Annotated in this window: 16 protein-coding genes, 1 tRNA gene, 1 pseudogene, 1 CRISPR repeat array and 1 riboswitch; of the genes and pseudogenes, 11 read left to right on the forward strand and 7 right to left on the reverse strand. The window is 39.0% G+C overall.

Going from position 1 to position 18,415, the window contains the following annotated elements; genetic code table 11:
• Positions 1-9 precede the first annotated feature (9 nt).
• The 4 genes and pseudogenes from cas7c (at position 10) to cas2 (ending at position 2,662) form a co-directional block, all read left to right on the forward strand.
• Positions 10-882 carry a type I-C CRISPR-associated protein Cas7/Csd2 gene (cas7c, locus tag ABE099_RS04775; RefSeq protein WP_430027854.1) on the forward strand — a complete coding sequence of 291 codons (873 nt, stop codon included), beginning with the start codon at positions 10-12 and terminating at the stop codon, positions 880-882.
• A complete protein-coding gene (gene cas4, locus ABE099_RS04780) occupies positions 872-1,537 on the forward strand; it encodes a CRISPR-associated protein Cas4 (protein ID WP_430027856.1) in 666 nt (221 codons plus the stop codon). The genes cas7c and cas4 overlap by 11 nt, the downstream gene beginning before the upstream one ends.
• A pseudogene (gene cas1, locus ABE099_RS04785) lies at positions 1,534-2,376 on the forward strand (CRISPR-associated endonuclease Cas1); the annotation flags it as partial. The gene cas4 and the pseudogene cas1, both read left to right, overlap by 4 nt.
• A complete protein-coding gene (gene cas2, locus ABE099_RS04790; RefSeq protein ID WP_430030471.1) occupies positions 2,372-2,662 on the forward strand; it encodes a CRISPR-associated endonuclease Cas2 in 291 nt (96 codons plus the stop codon). The pseudogene cas1 and the gene cas2, both read left to right, overlap by 5 nt.
• Positions 2,663-2,850: 188 nt before the next feature.
• A CRISPR array of direct repeats spans positions 2,851-3,152; the repeat unit is 32 nt; unit sequence GTCACTCCTTACGCAGGAGTGTGGATTGAAAT.
• Positions 3,153-3,557: 405 nt separating this feature from the next.
• On the opposite strand, the gene ABE099_RS04795 is transcribed toward cas2, so the two are convergent.
• Positions 3,558-3,641, reverse strand: a tRNA-Leu gene (locus ABE099_RS04795).
• A gap of 435 nt (positions 3,642-4,076) precedes the next feature.
• Between ABE099_RS04795 and ABE099_RS04800 the strand changes: the two genes are divergently transcribed.
• Positions 4,077-4,547: a GNAT family N-acetyltransferase gene (locus ABE099_RS04800; RefSeq protein ID WP_430027859.1), complete on the forward strand. Its 471-nt coding sequence runs from the start codon at positions 4,077-4,079 to the stop codon at positions 4,545-4,547.
• A gap of 78 nt (positions 4,548-4,625) precedes the next feature.
• Entirely contained in the window at positions 4,626-5,288 is a 663-nt protein-coding gene (locus tag ABE099_RS04805; protein ID WP_430027861.1) for an SGNH/GDSL hydrolase family protein, read from the forward strand.
• A gap of 32 nt (positions 5,289-5,320) precedes the next feature.
• On the opposite strand, the gene ABE099_RS04810 is transcribed toward ABE099_RS04805, so the two are convergent.
• Entirely contained in the window at positions 5,321-6,010 is a 690-nt protein-coding gene (locus tag ABE099_RS04810) for an N-acetylmuramoyl-L-alanine amidase family protein (protein ID WP_430027863.1), read from the reverse strand.
• Between the two features lie 215 nt (positions 6,011-6,225).
• Here ABE099_RS04810 and ABE099_RS04815 point away from each other — a divergent pair, with 215 nt between their 5' ends.
• Positions 6,226-6,429, forward strand: a complete 204-nt coding sequence (locus ABE099_RS04815; RefSeq protein ID WP_430027865.1) for a YqzE family protein — start codon at positions 6,226-6,228, stop codon at positions 6,427-6,429.
• Positions 6,430-6,466: 37 nt separating this feature from the next.
• Here the strand turns inward: ABE099_RS04815 and ABE099_RS04820 are convergent, their stop codons facing one another.
• The 4 genes from ABE099_RS04820 to ABE099_RS04835 form a co-directional block, all read right to left on the reverse strand.
• On the reverse strand, positions 6,467-7,465 hold the full coding sequence (locus ABE099_RS04820) for a hypothetical protein (protein ID WP_430027867.1): 999 nt from the start codon (positions 7,463-7,465) through the stop codon (positions 6,467-6,469).
• A gap of 100 nt (positions 7,466-7,565) precedes the next feature.
• The gene (locus ABE099_RS04825; RefSeq protein ID WP_430027869.1) at positions 7,566-8,534 is read right to left on the reverse strand and encodes a YqhG family protein; all 969 of its coding nucleotides are present in this window, start codon (positions 8,532-8,534) and stop codon (positions 7,566-7,568) included.
• Positions 8,534-10,273, reverse strand: coding sequence for a DEAD/DEAH box helicase (locus ABE099_RS04830; protein WP_430030474.1), 1,740 nt, complete (start codon positions 10,271-10,273; stop codon positions 8,534-8,536). Before ABE099_RS04830 ends, ABE099_RS04825 begins: the two co-directional genes overlap by 1 nt.
• 291 nt (positions 10,274-10,564) lie before the next feature.
• Positions 10,565-11,530 (reverse strand): M23 family metallopeptidase, encoded by a 966-nt coding sequence (locus ABE099_RS04835; protein ID WP_430027871.1) that lies wholly within the window; start codon positions 11,528-11,530, stop codon positions 10,565-10,567.
• 180 nt (positions 11,531-11,710) lie between these two features.
• On the opposite strand from ABE099_RS04835, the gene ABE099_RS04840 reads away from it, so the two are divergent.
• Both ABE099_RS04840 and ABE099_RS04845 read left to right on the forward strand, forming a co-directional pair.
• Positions 11,711-12,436 (forward strand): response regulator transcription factor, encoded by a 726-nt coding sequence (locus tag ABE099_RS04840; protein ID WP_430027873.1) that lies wholly within the window; start codon positions 11,711-11,713, stop codon positions 12,434-12,436.
• Positions 12,433-14,259: a sensor histidine kinase gene (locus ABE099_RS04845; RefSeq protein WP_430027875.1), complete on the forward strand. Its 1,827-nt coding sequence runs from the start codon at positions 12,433-12,435 to the stop codon at positions 14,257-14,259. Before ABE099_RS04840 ends, ABE099_RS04845 begins: the two co-directional genes overlap by 4 nt.
• A gap of 3 nt (positions 14,260-14,262) precedes the next feature.
• Here the strand turns inward: ABE099_RS04845 and ABE099_RS04850 are convergent, their stop codons facing one another.
• Positions 14,263-15,786, reverse strand: a complete 1,524-nt coding sequence (locus ABE099_RS04850; protein WP_430027877.1) for a methyl-accepting chemotaxis protein — start codon at positions 15,784-15,786, stop codon at positions 14,263-14,265.
• A 276-nt stretch (positions 15,787-16,062) separates the two neighbouring features.
• A riboswitch (cyclic di-GMP riboswitch) is annotated at positions 16,063-16,139 on the forward strand.
• Positions 16,140-16,154: 15 nt separating this feature from the next.
• On the opposite strand from ABE099_RS04850, the gene ABE099_RS04855 reads away from it, so the two are divergent.
• Both ABE099_RS04855 and ABE099_RS04860 read left to right on the forward strand, forming a co-directional pair.
• Positions 16,155-16,958, forward strand: a complete 804-nt coding sequence (locus tag ABE099_RS04855) for a transglutaminase-like domain-containing protein (protein ID WP_430027880.1) — start codon at positions 16,155-16,157, stop codon at positions 16,956-16,958.
• 203 nt (positions 16,959-17,161) lie between these two features.
• Positions 17,162-18,292 (forward strand): response regulator, encoded by a 1,131-nt coding sequence (locus ABE099_RS04860; RefSeq protein ID WP_430027882.1) that lies wholly within the window; start codon positions 17,162-17,164, stop codon positions 18,290-18,292.
• The last annotated feature ends 123 nt before the right edge of the window (positions 18,293-18,415 follow it).

Here is an 18,415-nt window from a genome sequence, read left to right on the forward strand (position 1 = left end):
AAATGATAAATGTCTACATTAGATCATAAAGTTGATTTTGCTGTTGTTTTGTCTGTAAGTAAAGCTAATCCGAATGGTGATCCTTTAAACGGCAATCGTCCTCGCCAAAATTATGATGGTTATGGTGAAATTTCTGATGTTGCTATTAAGCGTAAAATTCGTAACCGTCTGCAAGATATGGGTGAGAGCATTTTTGTACAATCTAATGATCGCAAAAATGATGAGTTTAGTAGTTTAAGAGAGCGTGCGGAAGCAAATCCTGAATTAGCTAAAATTTTCAAAACAAAGGGAAGCTCCAATGATGAATTTGCCCAAGTCGCTTGTGAAGCTTGGCTTGATGTGCGTAGCTTTGGTCAAGTGTTTGCTTTTAAATCAGATAGCAAGGGTGGTGGCGTCTCTGTTGGAGTAAGAGGACCTGTGTCTATTCATACTGCAACGAGCGTAGCACCGATCGATATAACAAGTATGCAAATTACGAAAAGCGTTAACTCGGAGCCGGGCAAAGACAAAGGCTCAGATACGATGGGTATGAAGCATCGGGTAGATACAGGTGTATACGTATTTTATGGTAGCATTAATACTCAACTTGCTGAAAAAACAGGCTTTACTAACGAAGATGCACTCAAAATTAAAGAGTCACTTATCAGTTTGTTTGAAAATGATGCGTCGTCTGCTAGACCAGAAGGTAGTATGGAGGTTATAAAAGTTGTATGGTGGGAGCATACATCAAAGCTAGGTCAATATTCGGCTGCTAAAGTGCATCGTTCCTTAGATATTAAGCCAAAGGAAGGCGTACAGGAGCCAAAGGATTTTGAGCAGGATTATGATTTTAATGTGCTTCCATTAGAAGGCTTAAAGGTAGAAGTTTTGGATGGCAAGTAATGAATATGATCAGGATTCGGAGTTAATGTTGTCTGGAATTCAGCATTTCCATTTCTGTAAACGACAGTGGGCACTTATACATATTGAACAGCAATGGGATGAAAATGTGCGAACCATCGAAGGGCAATATTTACACCGCAATGCAGATCAACCTTTGACAAGAGAAAAGCGTGGCAACAAGCTTATTGTTAGGGCGATGCCCGTTCGCTCCAGTGAGCTCAACATTACAGGGATTTGCGATGTGGTGGAGTTTGTGGAGGATAAGGCAGGAGTAGAGCTTCACGGGGCTTCGGGCAAATATGCTGTTTATCCTGTAGAATACAAGCGTGGTAAGCCTAAAACAAATGAAGCAGATATTTTACAGCTTGTTGCCCAAGCGATGTGTTTAGAGGAAATGTTATTGTGTGATGTGCCAACAGGGTATCTTTTTTATAATGAAATTAAGCATCGGGTGGAGATTCCAATTTTGCCTGAATTAAAGGCGAGAGTGAAGGAAATGGTGGAGGAGATGGGGCAATATTACTCCAAAAGATATACGCCTAAAGTGAAAACAGGTGCTTTTTGCAAAAATTGTTCTCTTCAGCATATTTGCTTACCAGTGCTTATGAATAAGCAAACTGTAAAACGGTATATTGAAGGGAAAATAGGCGAATGAAAAATTTACTGAACACGTTATACGTCACACAATCTGACGTTTATTTATCACTAGATGGAGACAATGTCGTATTGCTCAAGGAGCAGGAGCGATTAGGCAGGGTTCCTCTTCATAATTTGCAATCTATCGTTGCCTTTGGCTATACTGGCGCAAGTCCTGCTCTGATGGGCTATTGTGCTGAACGGAATATTTCGATTGTGTTTCTAAAGCAAAGTGGTCGTTTCTTAGCTAGAGTGATTGGGTCGAGTAAAGGTAACGTCGTGTTGCGCAAAAAGCAATACCTATTGTCTGAGAATACTAAAGCATCTGCTGTCATTGCACGTAATTTTATTGTAGGCAAAATATATAATCATAAATGGATGCTAGAGCGCATGACGAGGGATTATTCACTACGCATTAATGTAGAGCAATTCAAGGAGTCATCGGCTCAGCTTTCCCAGCTTATGCTGGATGTACGAGCTTGCGACGATCTAGAAAGGTTGAGAGGGCTAGAGGGGCAAGCGGCAGTTACTTATAATAAGCATTTTAATGCTATGATTTTACAGCAAAATGAGCATTTCTTTTTTCACTCTCGTTCGCGTAGACCACCTTTAGACAATGTAAATGCAATGTTATCCTTTTCGTATACCTTATTAGCTCATGATACGGCTTCCGCCTTGGAGGCGGTTGGTTTGGATGCGTATGTTGGATTTTTACATCGTGACCGTCCTGGTCGAGTCTCGCTTGCCTTAGATATGATGGAAGAGCTAAGAGGGATTTATGCGGATAAATTTATCCTTTCATTAATTAATAAGAAGCACGTAAACAAAGATGATTTTGTGCAAAAGGAAAATGGTGCTTGTTATAATTACTTATGATGTCAGTACAACCGATCAAGCAGGACAACGAAGATTACGGAGAGTGTCCAAAACATGTCAAAACTATGGGCAACGTGTACAGCATTCTGTATTTGAATGTATTGTAGATGCAGCTGAGCTAGCCCAACTAAAAACTAAATTGCTTGAAATTATTGATGAAGAGCAAGATAGCTTGCGATTTTATCGACTGGGTAACCAATATAAAAGTAAAGTAGAGCATATTGGTGTAAAACCTTCTATGGATTTAGAAGGGCCTATTATATTTTGAAATTTTAAGTATTGGTGTGGTGCGAACCCCAAGCTCACATGAAAACCCGGGGTCCTCCGCACCAACTTTATTACATTTATTGGAATATGAGCCGATTTGAAAAATGATTTTAAACGAATATAGCCATTTTATTCCTTGGAGTTAACCTTTTATTGGGTTAAAATGCTATTGTTAGTTGAAAAATCGCTGTCACTCCTTACGCAGGAGTGTGGATTGAAATTGAATCATCGCTAGGGAGCGTATAGCCCCCAATGGTCACTCCTTACGCAGGAGTGTAGATTGAAATGTCAGATTTAGTTTGTGTCGAAGGATTTTCGTTTGGGTCACTCCTTACGCAGGAGTGTGGATTGAAATAGAAAAATTAGGATATTGGCGCCGATTTCGTGAGCGTCACTCCTTACGCAGGAGTGTGGATTGAAATAACTTCTCATATTCAAGATCACCTGGTTGAAGGTCAAGTCACTCCTTACGCAGGAGTGTGGATTGAAATGCAACAGGCATTGGCAACATCTCAAAATACAATATGGTCACTCCTTACGTAGGATGCACCTCATCTTTTTTATTGGACACCAAGTCACTCCTTGTACAGGAGAGTTAATTCAAATTAATGTAAAAGGAAACTATCCCTTACTGATTTTTATGAATCCTTACAAAGTACTGGAACTGGTAAAACCTAATTTAGTTAATATTTTATGAGGTGATGAACAATTTTAAATAGAAAAGAAAATATGAGAAATGGAGGCAGTACTGAGGGGAATTTCAAGAAAAAACCTACCTAAACTACTAGGGAAGATTTATATCCCGTGTTGAGGTAGGTTTTTCGTCAAATTTAGATTATTTATTTTATTATTTATATGCTTGTTCTGTTTGTATTTTAGATAATGTTTCTTTGTTATGCGGCCGAGAGGACTCGAACCTCCACGGGGGTAAGCCCACACGGACCTGAACCGTGCGCGTCTGCCAATTCCGCCACGACCGCTTATGTGGTAAGGGTTTTACGCTCTCTGACTCTGAGTTATATTCGATAGTATGCGCACAGATTTCCGATTAGCCCTACGATCAACCCTCGTAAATTAGACGAGGGGATAGGACGTTTGGTACGTCGAAATAAATCCGTGTGCGCCTCAATCGCGTCTGGAATATTTTAGCATAATTGAAGTGTCTTCGTCAATAAAGGCTTACTGCTCTTAATACACTTAACCTTCTTAAGATCGGCTTTTTTTTTTGCGTATTGTGTCTGAAAAACAAGATGAGCATGTTTAAACGTGTACAAGACAACTTTTACTTCACATACATTATTATGATCTTTCATATAAAAATTGTAAGGTTTTGAGTTAAAATATTAAATTGTAAGCCCTTCATTTTAGTAATTTTGTGTTAATATAGTAGAAATTATGACGAGAAGAGGGGAAATATGGTTGTATTGAGAAAGATGAGTGAAGAAGACTTCCAGCATTATCTATCTTATGCGATTGAGGACTTTGCGAACGAAAAAATAAAGGCTGGAACATGGTCTCAGGAAGAAGGTCTTACGTTAGCTAAGCAAGCCTTTAATCGATATTTGCCAAAAGGGATAGAAACCCCGCACGAGCACCTTTATTGTATTGTCCCTAATGAAGGTAAAAAAAAGATTGGGTATTTTTGGTTTCATTATGATGAGGCAGACCAGATGAAATCTGCTTTTGTATACGATTTTTTAATTTTTGAGCCATTTCAAGGACAAGGCTATGGAACACAAACGATGCAAAGCTTTGAGACATTAGCAAAAAATATGGGAATTAAAAAGTTGGGGCTACATGTGTTTGCCCATAATAAGCGAGCATGGCACTTGTACGAAAAAATGGGGTTTCATGCAACAGACGTTACAATGGCTAAATATATCTGATTAATATGTATTCAATAATAAATATTTTATTATAACTAAATACTTTTAACTCTAGCTTTCAAAAAAGGAGAATGAGAAATGAGCAAACAAAGTAATAAAAAAGGAAAAGTGATTTTATTTCAAGGCGATTCCATTACAGATGCCAATCGCGAGCGGGATAACGAAATTCATGGAATTACAGGGCATAGCTACGCGTATATTGTTGCCGCACACTTAGGCCATCTTTACCCAGAAAAGTATTATGAGTTTATTAATCGAGCGATTAGTGGAAACCGGATGTCGGATCTATATGCACGCTGGAATGAGGATGCCATTAGTTTACAACCAGATGTGATCAGTATTTTAATTGGTGTTAATGATGCTTGGCGCACAATGGGGAATGAACCAAGTGGATATACAGACCGCTTGGAACGAGCTTACAGACATGTATTAGAAGAAACAGTCGCAGTATTGCCAAATACGAAGCTTGTGTTGTGCGAGCCATTTATTTTAAAAGGGATTGCGACCGAAGCCCGTTGGGAGGAGTGGCAAGCGCTAATCCAAAAATATCAGGTTATTGTTGCCCAGTTAGCGCAGGAATTTAATGCGGTGTTTGTTCCCCTTCAAGCGTTATTTAATGAAGCCGCTACCAAAAGAGAAGCATCGTATTGGATTTGGGATGGTGTGCATCCAACAAGTGCGGGGCATGGCTTAATTAGCCAGCAATGGTTAAAGGTTGTGGAAGAAAGTAACATACTTTAACGATTGTCCAGTAATTAAGCTGTTTATGATCACTACTGCAACATCAAATAAGCAGATAGCCCAGACGCGATACACTGGGCTAATTCCTTTTTGCCCGAGGGTTTTGTCATATTAAGCCGATCCTTTTCGTTGCTGATATAACCCATTTCTACAATGACGGAAGGGACTTTATTTTGATTAAGCAAATAAAAGGGCTTGCCAATAATAGGGAGAGTCCTTGTTCCATAATATTGATTTAATGCATTTTGAATTGTATAGGCGAGCAAAACACTTCTTCCTTCGTCCTGATGTAATACGAGTGGTCCACCTTTGCTTTTATTTTTCCCCCAGTTGACATGCAAGCTTACAACGACCGATGGTTCTATTTCATCACTAAGCTCCTGCCGTTGTGCCAAGTCACGCATATGGCGTGAACGGGTCCGAGACCAATGATTGTCTTCACTTAGCGCGTAATCTCCAGTACGGTTTAAAACAGCGTCATAGCCTTGACTTCGCAATAGCAAATATAATCGTTTAGCAATATCAAGATTAATATCTTTTTCTAAAATATTTTCAAAGGAAGTGCCTCCATCAATTCCTCCATGGCCAGCATCAATTAAGATTAAGTGTCCAGGAAATGCTTGCTCAACGGCAGAATCGTCGGGAGGAGTAGTGATTTGAGCGGGTTCAATAATATTAGTACCAATAGCAGCAAGGGTGGTATTGTAACTTAGTACTGTCATGGAAAATATAGCAGTTACGACGGTTATCAAAACTTTTCTCCATCTCCATCTAGGTGTGTTAGACAAGTGAATCGCTCCTTCTTATATCTTAGGTTTGCTGTTTATAATGTGGTTGATTTATACACTTTTAATACATTATGATGTTTAGTTCTTTGCTAAACAGCACAAAATAGAAAGGAGAGAGTAGAACGAGAAGGAGAAGGAGGTTAGAAACGATGGCAAAAGATGATTTATTTACGCTACTAACGCATAAGGTTATAAATTACGTAGAAACTCCAAGAGCTGCACGAAAGGAAGCGCGTAAAGCGAAGCTTCAAGTACGTGAGCCTTGGAGTACAAGATGGTTTGGCATGCTCCCAGTATCCTTTTCAATCTGGTGGCGAAAATCTAAAATCAATCGCTGGAAACGTTTACGTTAAAGCTGAACAATTTAAAAGTAAATAGAATTTAAAAAAGTTATTTCGCTTCAAAGCTATTGGTAACGAAATGTCCTGCTGGTAATAAAGAGTCTAAGGCAACAAAACGTGGAGAGGTGATAGTTCCTGCTTGAACGTAGATCACATTAGCATCCCACTTTTGATACCCTGTTACAGGAAAAGGAATTCGATAAGTGCCGTTGCCCTCAGCCTCAGCGCCTACAAAAATAAGCTGCTTATGGGAATCCAAGGCTTGAAGGAAGCTGGATGTTTGAAGCTGTAGTGGTTTCGCAATCATCCATGTAATTTGCTCATATGGATCAAAATCGTCACCGGTAAATACTATAGGTAAAGGTCCAAAATCATCATTTTTAGCAGTATTTATACTCCCAGTAGGAGCAGAATATTTGTGCTGAATGACATTCCAAGATGTTTTGCTTTGGGGGACAACCTCACCAGTACCCGCATGAATAAATTGTCCGTTTGAAAGAGACCATTCCGTCCATAGAGGACCGCCATAATAAGGCTTAGCAGAAATATCTCTCGTAGACAAGCCAAGTAGGCTTAACGCTTCACTCAACCTGTCTGGGTGATAAATGCTATCTTCGCCTGCGCCATATTCAACAAGTACATATTGATTAGCTGGATTAACTGAGAAGACCATGTAGCCTACAAAAGTAGCATGGTTTTCTTTGTCTTGCAAAACAGAGGCAAGCCAGCTATGTGTGCCTGGTCCTAGTGGTTCAACCACAATGTCAGCGCCGACCCATGAAGAGAAAGTGGAGAGCCTCGAAAGCTGATTTGCAGTTTGTTCGGCAAAACGTTGTAATTTGGCTGGAGCGACTGCTTTGTCAATTTGCTCTGAAGCTGTCGCTGTAAAAAAATTGGGTTTAGCCCTCTCAAATGAACGATCAGCAGCACTGGCGATGGAGGTAGATAACCTTATGCCAATCGTTGTCGTCAACATAATCACTAAACTAAATACACTAATCATACTAAGTATTATATATAAAGATTTAGATTTCCTAGGCTTGTACATATGAATCCCTCCCTCACATAATTGTAGTCATCCCCTTTTAAGAAGTGTGTTGCAACTTGTCATGTGTAATGCTGTAGATTGCTTCTATTTTTGCTTTCTTTTAGCGATTACGGTCTATTCGAGGAAAGCTGTCCTCTCGAAGGTGAAATATTCCGCAATTTATAGCGGAAATCATAATTCTTGGCTCATATTGCCATGTAATTTCACTTCGTCTTGCTTCTAGCTGAGCTTTCACTTCTGCTTGCCGTTCTTCATCCTCTACCAGCAGCAAATCCTTGTAATACGCATCTACAAGCTCCAATTCTTCCTGCAGTCTTAATTTCGCGGAGGTTGCCCATGATGTATCTAGCTTTTCTAAACTGCTATATAAATATTGCTCAAGCTGCCCATGCCCATCTCTTAAAGACAACGAAGTTGGACCAATATGAATGTTTTCAGGCAATCGCTGGAGCAAGGGCATATCCATAATACGTTGATCAAATGAAGTATCTATTTTACCGCTAGCCAAAGATATCGCATGAAAATGAAGCTCTTCTCGCTTTAAATCACAAGCAAACTCTACCTTCCAACACACGGCAAGCCAAGGCTCATATGAAGCAGGAAACAACGTCGTTTTTTGCCTTGGACCAGGATCTTCAAATAAATAAACACAACTTCCGCTTTGCTTAACCGCGTTAAAAATTTGTCTCAGTCTAGCACTGCCAAAATGAATGTCCTCCCGCCGAATTCTTCCGGGTCCAAGTACGGGAAGTGGAGGAAGTGAACCGTAATAACGGTTAAGCAGATCAGGCTGACCACTCGTTACGCCTAATGTGTTTGTAGGTTGTGTATTCGTATTCATCTCATCGTAACCTTCTGGATCAAACACAAAGGAAAACGACATCGTTTCAGGCTCTATATTCATTCGATCCACAAAACCCCAATAATAAGGACGATCCGTAAGCTCACGATCCGCCTGTGGTGACAGCTTGACAGTGACATGCCAAGGTGAGTTTTCAATAAACTGACATTGTGTCGATTCTAAATAACTAACGACATATTCGCGAATTTCATTTGACGACATCGTCATTATATTTTTAACCTCCTCACGGCAGATGAATCTGGTACCTGTTTCTGAACTTCCTGTTTAATCTGATTAATAGATTGACCTAATGCTTCAACACGCTGAGATAACTCTTCATCAGAATTGGATTCCAGCATTGCTTTATAAATACTTTTCTCCAAGCCTTGATCTCCATCAAAACGCTCTAAAATAACATCTAGCTGTCCAATGACAGACTCAAACATATTGATTTTTTCGTGTAGCAGATTAACGATATGTGCTTCGATTGTGCCTTCGGTAGATAAATTGAAAATATTTACATCGTTTTGCTGTCCTAAGCGGTGAACACGCCCAATTCGTTGCTCCACGCGCATCGGGTTCCAAGGTAAATCAAAATTGATCATATTGTGGCAAAATTGCAGGTTAATACCTTCGCCACCGGCCTCGGTTGCAATCATCACCTGACAACGCCCACGAAATAAATCCATCATCCAATCCTTTTTCCCACGATTCATACCACCCCGATAAGGAACAGCACTTAGATTATGGTTTTTAAAATAGTTCAGCAAATATTCCTGTGTAGCACGATATTCAGTAAAAACGATTACCTTTTCATTCATTTGAGCAATTAATTCCATCGTTTTTTCGGCTTTAGTGTTGGATTTAATATTTCTGATCTTATCGACAAGTCCCCATATTTCGGCACGGAGAGGGGAGTCCTCAGGTAGCTTTTTAGATAAATTGACTAATGTCACAAACACTGCATCACGACTACTACACACTTCACGTTGCAGTGTTACAAGTGCAAGCATACTGCTGAGATCCGCACCTCCTGCTTGATATTGATCCTTCACAAAAGAAGTAACACCATCATAAAGGGCTTGCTCATCGGGAGATAAGGTGAGTGGAACATTACGAACATTTCGCTTCGTATAATCTAATTCTCCATCTGAACGTCGATTGCGGATCATTACCTTTGCTAATTCCTCTTTTAATTGCCCTTCATTTTTCGGCTTGCGTTTATCCACCACAAAATTAGAGGAAAAATCACTTTGTCCTCCTAAATGCCCTGGTTTTAGTAAAGAAATTAAATTAAACAATTCACTTAGGTCGTTTTGAACAGGTGTTGCGGTTAACAGTAAACAATACTTTTTACGAAGCTGCACCATAAATTGATAATTGGTCGTTTTTTTATTTTTTAACTTATGCGCTTCATCTACGATGACAAGATCATATTCTTGATTAAGCAAAATTTCCTTATGAGGATCTCGCTTTGCCGTATCCATGGAAGCAACAACCACATCGTTATCCCACGAATGCACTTTCTTTTGTGCTGTGGCTGGGATGCCAAATTTATCGTTTAACTCCCTTACCCATTGCAGGACAAGGGACGCTGGGACAAGAATGAGCACTTTACGCGCTAAACCTCGAATGAGATATTCTTTTAAAATTAAGCCAGCTTCGATCGTTTTACCTAGTCCGACTTCATCTGCCAAAATGGCACGTCCACGCATATCAAATAATACTTTTCTGGCAGTCTCAATTTGATGCGGGAGTGGAGTAAGGCCTTGAATGTGCTTGAGACATTGCATTTCTTCAAAGCTAGTTACGAGACTTCTTCGCTCCGCTTTCATCGCTAGCTTGAATAAGCTCCAATCATCCCACGGTCCACCCTTATCCAGTCTTGCTTCTATATTGTCAATCCACGAACAATCCATCGTTACGGGAATATCTGAAATGCTGGAGATCACGGATGGATGAGGCATCGATGTCATAATGAATAGTCCCCCTCTAGGCTGAAATAGAAAAGAAAAAGTTACGTAGGTGTAGTATGGACATAATGCCAGAAGTTCATAACCTATTTTTAAAAGGGGACAGTAAAAAGGAATAGAGAAGTTCAGCCCAGGGCTTAATTCTCTATTCCCTATTTTCTATTTTTTTGCCTATTTCTTAAGGTTTAATTACTCCAACCAAAGGAATATGATTTTAACACAATCATAAGAACGCTCTGGATCGTAGCTTCTAGCCTCCAGTTGTTGTCAAGTACTGATTTATAATTAGAGCCTTTCCACCGTGTCATTTTGGACAGGGTGCAGGTTATTTTCCCACTTTATGCGGATTGCCGAGCTGTCAATAAAATCTTTGCCATCGGACACTTGAAAGTGAAGATGAGGTTCACTTGAATTTCCTGAGTTACCGCACAAGCCTATAACATCTCCTTTTTGGACCGTATCGCCTACCTGAACTGTGACTGAATTTTTCTTTAAATGAGCTAAGTAACTATATTCACCGTCGCCATGCTCAATAATAACTACATTTCCCATTGGCTCACTCTCATTTAGTTTACCAACTGGCTCATTATCTGCAATATTGTTAACAACATGAACAACCTTACCTGTCTCAGGTGCAGTGATCTCTTGTCCAAATGCATAATAGCTTTCATTTTTATTTATATCACCCTGGTAGGAGTATCCGTCCTTCAATTTAACAAAATCATAAGCATAACGTTGAAGTGCTAGCTCGTAGTGATAATTAGAGAGTACATTTTCACCGCCCCAAAATACGAACCAATCCTGTTTAAATGGCAGGGAATAGGTTAGCTTCGTAAAGGCTTCATCCGTATGGGGGTAACGCTCCATAGGCTTTAACAACATACTAGCAATTTCTCCGTTTTCGTTAAGAATGACGTTAAAGCCTTTCGTTTGCTTGCTGTTGCTCCAAGCTTTGTATACGTTGTTATTCATATTGAGTACAGACATTTCCTGCCACGAAGTATTTTCCGGTATAAAGTCCTTTAATGTACGTTCAAAGTCTTCCTTAGACATCCCATTACGAAATGAAGATGTTAAACCTTGATAAATCCGCTCAAAGTCTCTTGCTTCCATCGTTTTAGCTATTTCGTTTTCTGGGATAATTATCGTATCTGTCGCACTCTTGCTTTTTTCCTGATTCTGTTTGGAACAGCCCGTGAACACCACGCCTACTAAGGCTACAATTGAAATCACGATCAACATTCTTTTCATACAATTCCCCTCCACTTTATTTATTTTTTTCACTATATTTAGTCTAAACTAGCAACCTTGTCATAATGAAAACGGAACCTTAACAGTATCTTAATTCAGAGTAAGAAGGAGCTTGGGATATAAAAAATCATGATACAATATGGCTAGAATTAAGGTGGATGATATAAAAGGAGTGCTGTCATGAATGAGCAGGCAATTTTAATCGTAGATGATGAGCGAGCATTGCTAGAGTTACTTGCTACCGTTTTTCGCAAAGAAGGGTTTCATCATATACATACTGTAGCTACAGCCGAAGAAGCGATTGAAGCAGTCCAACATCAAGCGTATGGTGTCATTATTTTAGATGTAATGCTTCCTAATATGAGTGGCATAGAGGCATGTCCGTTTATTCGGCAGTATACAGAAGCACCTATTCTTTTTTTGAGTGCTCGTTCTACTGATTTTGATAAATTAAGTGGGTTCGCGGTGGGGGGGGATGACTATGTGACCAAGCCGTTTAATCCTTTAGAGATCGTGGCGCGTATACGTTCGTTATTACGTAGAAGTAGTAAGTCTATTACGCCTGCAACTGAAAGGAATGCTTTAACTTTTGCACCTTCTCCTATTTATGATTTTGGTCGATTTCAGATCAATGAGCAAGCGGCAGAGCTGATCGTTGAAGGGAAAATTGTTTCGTGTCCCCCGCTTGTATTTCAGCTATTGCTTTTTTTAGCTCGTCATCCTAACCGTGTATTTACAAGAGCGGAATTGTACGAAGCTGTATGGGAGGACACAAGCATTGCAGATGACAACACGGTGATGGTTCATATTCATCGCATTAGAGAGCGAATTGAAGTTAACCCTGCTAAACCCCATTTTTTAGTAAATGTGAGGGGGATGGGATATAAGCTGGTGAACAAAAAATGAATGATACACGAAAAACTAAAACAAAAATGAAAATGAACATTAATAAGATGAACATGAATATTAAATGGAAATTGACGCGAAAGCTTATTTCAGGCTTGCTCGTGGTTGGGCTAATATTATTAATTGCTGCTATAATGACATTGTTTTGGAGTAATAGCAAAATACGACAGATTGAAGCGGCTAGACAATTTGAAAGTGCAGGCTTATCTCAGCTAATCGAAACGTTGCAGCAGGATGAGGGCCGTATTCGATTTGATCCTAAGCTGTTAGAACTGGTGAAAGAAAATGGGGGTTGGCTACAGCGTATCGATCAGGATGGTAAAGTCACAGATTCGTATCTTGTTCCTCCTGATGTTCCTTCCTCGTATAGTCCTGGGCAGTTAACAGGTTATTGGTTAGGGACAACGCCATTTCCATACCAGTTATATTTATGGATTCAGGAGAAAAATGGCGTCATGCATACGTTGCTTTATGGCAAAAAGGACGAAGATCGTTTATTAATAGAACAGTTAGCCGAGAGAACGAAGCTTGGCGTAGAGGGGGCATTACAGCTTTCCTCAAAGGATATAGACCTGCTTATGTTAAGAAAATCATGGTTACAGGTGTTGGATGAAAAGGGAAACGAGGTGACTTCCTATCATAAGCCAGAAGGGGTGACTCGACATTTTAGTTTGCAGGAGCTCGCCCTTCGCAGTGTCTACCCGGATAAATATGGAACAAAGCTTAATACGTATTATCAACACAACAAAGGCTTAACGTGGGTGTTAAGTACACCATTAAATAAAGCCAAACCAGGACAAGGACCGTTAATTGATCCTGAGCTAGCTGTTTTAATTGCAGCTGTAGGCACTTTAATTGGCTTTTCTATGCTTGTGTTCGCCCTATTTGCATGGTGGTTCGGGCAACGATCGGGTGCGCCTATTTTACATATTATGGAGTGGCTTAAGGTGCTAGGAAAAGGCCAATATATCGAACCACAAAAAAAGACCAATTATCCCCATAGTGCTGACAAAAATGGAAAAAGGAAAGGAAACTTTGCTGTGTATGGGGAAGTGCTAGACTCACTAAATACACTAACCTATACCTTGCAACGTGATGCTATCGTTCGGGAGGAGACAGAGCAGGCAAGGAACGAATGGCTTGCTGGCGTATCCCATGATTTAAAGACCCCATTATCTTCTATAAAAGGGTATGCACATATGCTTGAAAATAAAAATTATGAGTGGAGTCAGGAGGAGGTTCAGCGCTTTGCACGCGTCATGCTTAATAAATCTAATCATATGGAACGATTAATTAGTGATCTAACACTTGAATATCAGCTTCAAAGTGGGGCAACACCGCCATATATGGAGGTGGTTGATTTAAATATCTATTTACCTGAAGCATTGACTGGTGCAGGGATCTCTCACGACAATCAAGCTGCAAATATTATTTTTTGCCCAGCAAAAGCTCCTGTCTATTTAAAAATATTTAAGCCATGGTTTCAACGTATTATTGACAATTTAACTGCAAATGCGTTTTTGCACAATCAACGGGATATCACCTTGACTGTAAGCGTGTTGGCGATGGACGCTGGCAAAATAGGATTGAGCTTTGTAGACAATGGTGAAGGAATGGACGATTTAACGAAGGTGAGATTATTTGAACGATATTATAGAGGAACAGATACAGATAGTGCAACAGAAGGCAGTGGACTTGGAATGGCGATTGCCAAAGCATTAGTTGAGGTGCATGGAGGTAGGATTCTTGTAAACAGCGAGCAAGGCAAAGGGACCCAAATCAAGCTGATCTGGGACCACGCCTCGTCTAATTCCATATCATAATTTTTATAAATGCTTAGCAAAGTCAACTAAGTTTTGTGACATCATATTGATTTCATCCATAGACGCATTAACTTCTTCGGTTAGTGCAGCTTGGGTCTGGGTTAGAATCGCCATGTTATTAATATGCTCCAACACAACTTCCATCAGCTGATTCATTTTTACTAAGCTTTCATCAATATGGTTAGTCGCTTCAGCACTATGTAAGGCAAGCTTTCTGACTTCACCAGCAACGACATTAAAGCCAGCACCAAGCTCTCCAGCACGAGCGGCTTCAATCGAGGCATTTAAACCAAGCAGGTTCGTTTGATTAGCGATTTCTTTAATAAAGTTGGAAATATCCTTAGTTTCTTCTACACTTCCCTTTGCTTGTGTTGCTGCTGTGGCAGATTGCTCTTGCGCAGTAGCAAGGTCTTGGGCTTGTAAGGTAACAGAGCTAATCCCGCGAACCATCTCATCAATGGAGGCTGAGAGCTGTTTTGTTTTTTGATTCATTTGCTCTAAAATATAGGCTTTATTTTTCTCATGTGTAATATCTCGAATTGTACCTGCCATACGAATAGGAGTCCCATTGCTATCACGAGCCGCCTCACCATTGGCATGGAACCAACGATACTCCCCATTTTTAAGCTGAAGACGAAACTCTGTACTATATTCTTCTCTTCCCGTATGGTCTGCAATATAGTTTGCTAAGTATCGATTGGTTTTGTCAAGATCCTCAGGATGTATGCGATCTGTCCAGCTTGTCAGCTTATTAGGGAAATCCTGTTCATTTTCAAACCCTAACACATGACGAAACTGTGGTGACCACCAAATTTGAGATCTTGGGTGACCCAAATCGCCTTCATGTATAATAATTTCCCAGGGGGCTTCAACTAAAATTTTATTAATTAAGCTGTAACGGAGATACATATTTTCAAGCTCTGTTTCTTTAATCTTTTGCTCATGAATATTAAACAATGCACCAGCAATAGCGAGGGGAACCCCTTGCTCATCACGGATCGTGGTGCCTGTTGCTCGGAACCAGTTATATTCCCCATTTCTAAGCTGAAGACGATAGGTGATATCATAGGGGGTTTTTCCACTATGGTCTACTAAATGGTCAGCTAGTGCTTTTAACGTATAATCAGCGTCCTCAGGATGTAACCGATTAGACCAGCTTTCTAGGACGTTAGGAAAATCTTGTTCATTTTGAAAGCCTAACATGTGACGGAAATCATCACTCCAGTTGAAGGAGTTTTTTGGATTTATAGGGTCACCTGCGACTACAGACATGTCCCATAATCCAACCTGAATCGCTTTTGTAATTAATGCAGTTCGAATTTCTTTGTTTTTCATGTCTTCGTTAAGTCTATTTATAGTTTTAGCGAAATTTTTAGCAATTTCCTGTACTTTTGGGTCTTTTTCTTGAGCGGATAATTCGAAAGTAGTATTTTTTAGTTCGGTATTCGCTGCAAATTTGTGACTTGCCTCTAACAGGTTGTCCAGTGAAGTTGAATTTGATTTTGAATTTAACGATTTACGAAACATAGACGCACTCCTCTAATAATATAATAATGTAAGTGGAAATAATTGCCTGAAAGGAGCGTAGTGTTAAAGACCTAACCACTTTCAAATTATAATTTATGCGATAATAAACCATTATGTCAATTTGGGAAATAAGAGAGGTAAAGGGTTATGTTGTAATCGTTATCATGTATGCAAATTAATGTAAAACAGGGCATAAGACCTTTTTACTAATTCATAGACAAAAAGTATTGCATAAGATGATAGATATGTTAATATAAACGTATCGATAAACTTTATAACGATAAATGGCAAACCTGTCGAAAGGCAGGGACGCAAAGCTATAGGGCCTGTGAGATGGCAGCCTGGCTACCGAAGGGAGTTTATTTTTTATGCGTAAATTTATGGTATCTTCTCTTATAGTTATGCTTACCTTTTCCTTATTTTTTGGTGGCTTTACCTATGCAGCGGATAACAATTCGTGGCTGAATACAAGTCAATTAGATAAAGGGATTATTAGTATTAATTATAATGTTGAGTCTGGTGCAAAAATGAAGTTATTAATTGCCAAGGGAACGCAGCAATACAGCTATAATTTATTCCAAGGAAAACAAGAGTTCTTTCCACTTCAATTAGGAAATGGCAGTTATGTAATTAGCTTAGTGAAACAAGTATCAGGGAAAAAATATCAGGTAATCGAAAAAGCAAATCTAGCTCTTGATCTGCAGGATAGTAGTCAGGTATATTTAAATTCCATTCAAAATATTAGCTTCACTGATCAAAATCAAGCTATAAAAAAAGCAAAAGATTTAGTCAAAAATAAAGCTAGCGATATGGAGAAAATTACAGCGATTTATAATTATGTTATCGGAAATATAAAATATGACCAGTCACTTCCTTTTAACCTAAGCACAGATTATCTACCTCAAATTGATCGTACCTTTGTCAATCAAAAAGATATTTGCTATGGATATGCTTCACTATTTGCAGCTATGCTTCGGAGTGAAAATATCCCTACTAAATTAGTAATGGGAAATAGTAAATACGTGAAAAACTATCATGCTTGGAATGAAGTGTTTGTAGATGGCAAATGGGTTGTAATTGATACGACAGTAGATGCAGGCTGGAAGGGAACTTCAACTGCATTTGAAATGATTAAGGACACAGGCAAATATACAGCCGTTAAACAATACTAAACGAATTAAATTAAATATTATTTTTAAAAAAATACAAACTGTACGTCAAAAAAAGATTCTAATTGATGTGCAGTTTTTTATTTGCAATGGATAGGCAACTGTCATAAGTAGCGGTATGATATTATATAAATAAGCATTACATTAACAGATTTACGCAATTATTCATTGGCCTTTATAAATTTTTAGGATTAGGAGTTTAGTGAATGAAAGTAATTCTTGTGGATGATGAACAGCTTGCATTAGATTATCTTGAGCGTCAGCTATTAAAAATAAAAGATATTAATATTGTTGGAAAATTTACAAACCCACATGAAGCACTGGAGGGGATTACTCAGTGTGCACCAGATGTGGTTTTTCTTGATATACAGTTGCCTGAAATGAGTGGAATTGAGCTTGCAGATTTACTATTTGAGAGAAATCCAAATTTAAATATCGTTTTTGTAACTGCATATAATGAATTTGCGGTAAAAGCTTTTGAGATCAATGCGCTAGATTATATTGTTAAACCTGTTAGAATGGAAAGACTTATTAAAACAATCAGTCGTATGAAAGAATATCAACACGAAGCACCAAGCATGGTCGAGGAAGGAACAGAGGAGCTTCGCTTACATGTGTTTAGACAAGTTACCCTTAAAAAGGCTAAAGAGTCACCTGTTATTTTGCAATGGAGAACAAGTAAAGCACAGGAGCTATTCCTTTACTTATTACAGCATAGGGGTCAATTAGTACGTAAGTCCTCCTTAATAGATTTATTGTGGCCTGAGCATGAACTATCAAAGGTATATTCTCAGCTATACACTGCGATATACCATATTCGAAAAACGTTATCACCTTATACTGGACATTTTCAAATTATGAATATGACTGAAGGATATTGCCTTGAGCTAAAGGATGTCACGGTGGATGTGGATGAGTGGGAGTACTTTAAATCACAGGAATTGCCACTCACATCAACGACCTTGGAGAGCTATATTAAAATGGAGAAGCTATACATCGGCGACTATTTACAGGAATATGATTATTGGTGGGCAGAAGGCGAACGTGAACGATTAAAAAAGCAATGGCTTGAAACGGCATATAAAATTGCCAATTGGTATATGGAGTCGGGCAATGAAGATAAGGCGATAGAGTACTATAGCAAAATATGTACTAGCAATCCACTTGAGGAGTATGCCAACTATGCGCTAATGAGATTGTATGCGGCAAAAGGTCAATATCATCTTGTGACACGTCAATTTGAGCATTTTAAAAAAATGTTATTTGAAGATTTAAACGAAGAGCCAAGTTTATATATTGTAGAATGGTACGAGAGATGGGAGAATTCCGCAGTTTAATTATTTTTATAAAAAATCAGATCGAAGCTTTATGGGCGTTTACCCATAAGGCTTTTTTTATTGTTCAGAAATTGTATAGATGTGAGATATATCATATTTTTTGGGTTGTGGGCATCATCTTTA

It is taken from the genome of Paenibacillus turicensis, from assembly GCF_050461185.1.
GTDB lineage: Bacteria > Bacillota > Bacilli > Paenibacillales > Paenibacillaceae > Fontibacillus > Fontibacillus turicensis_A.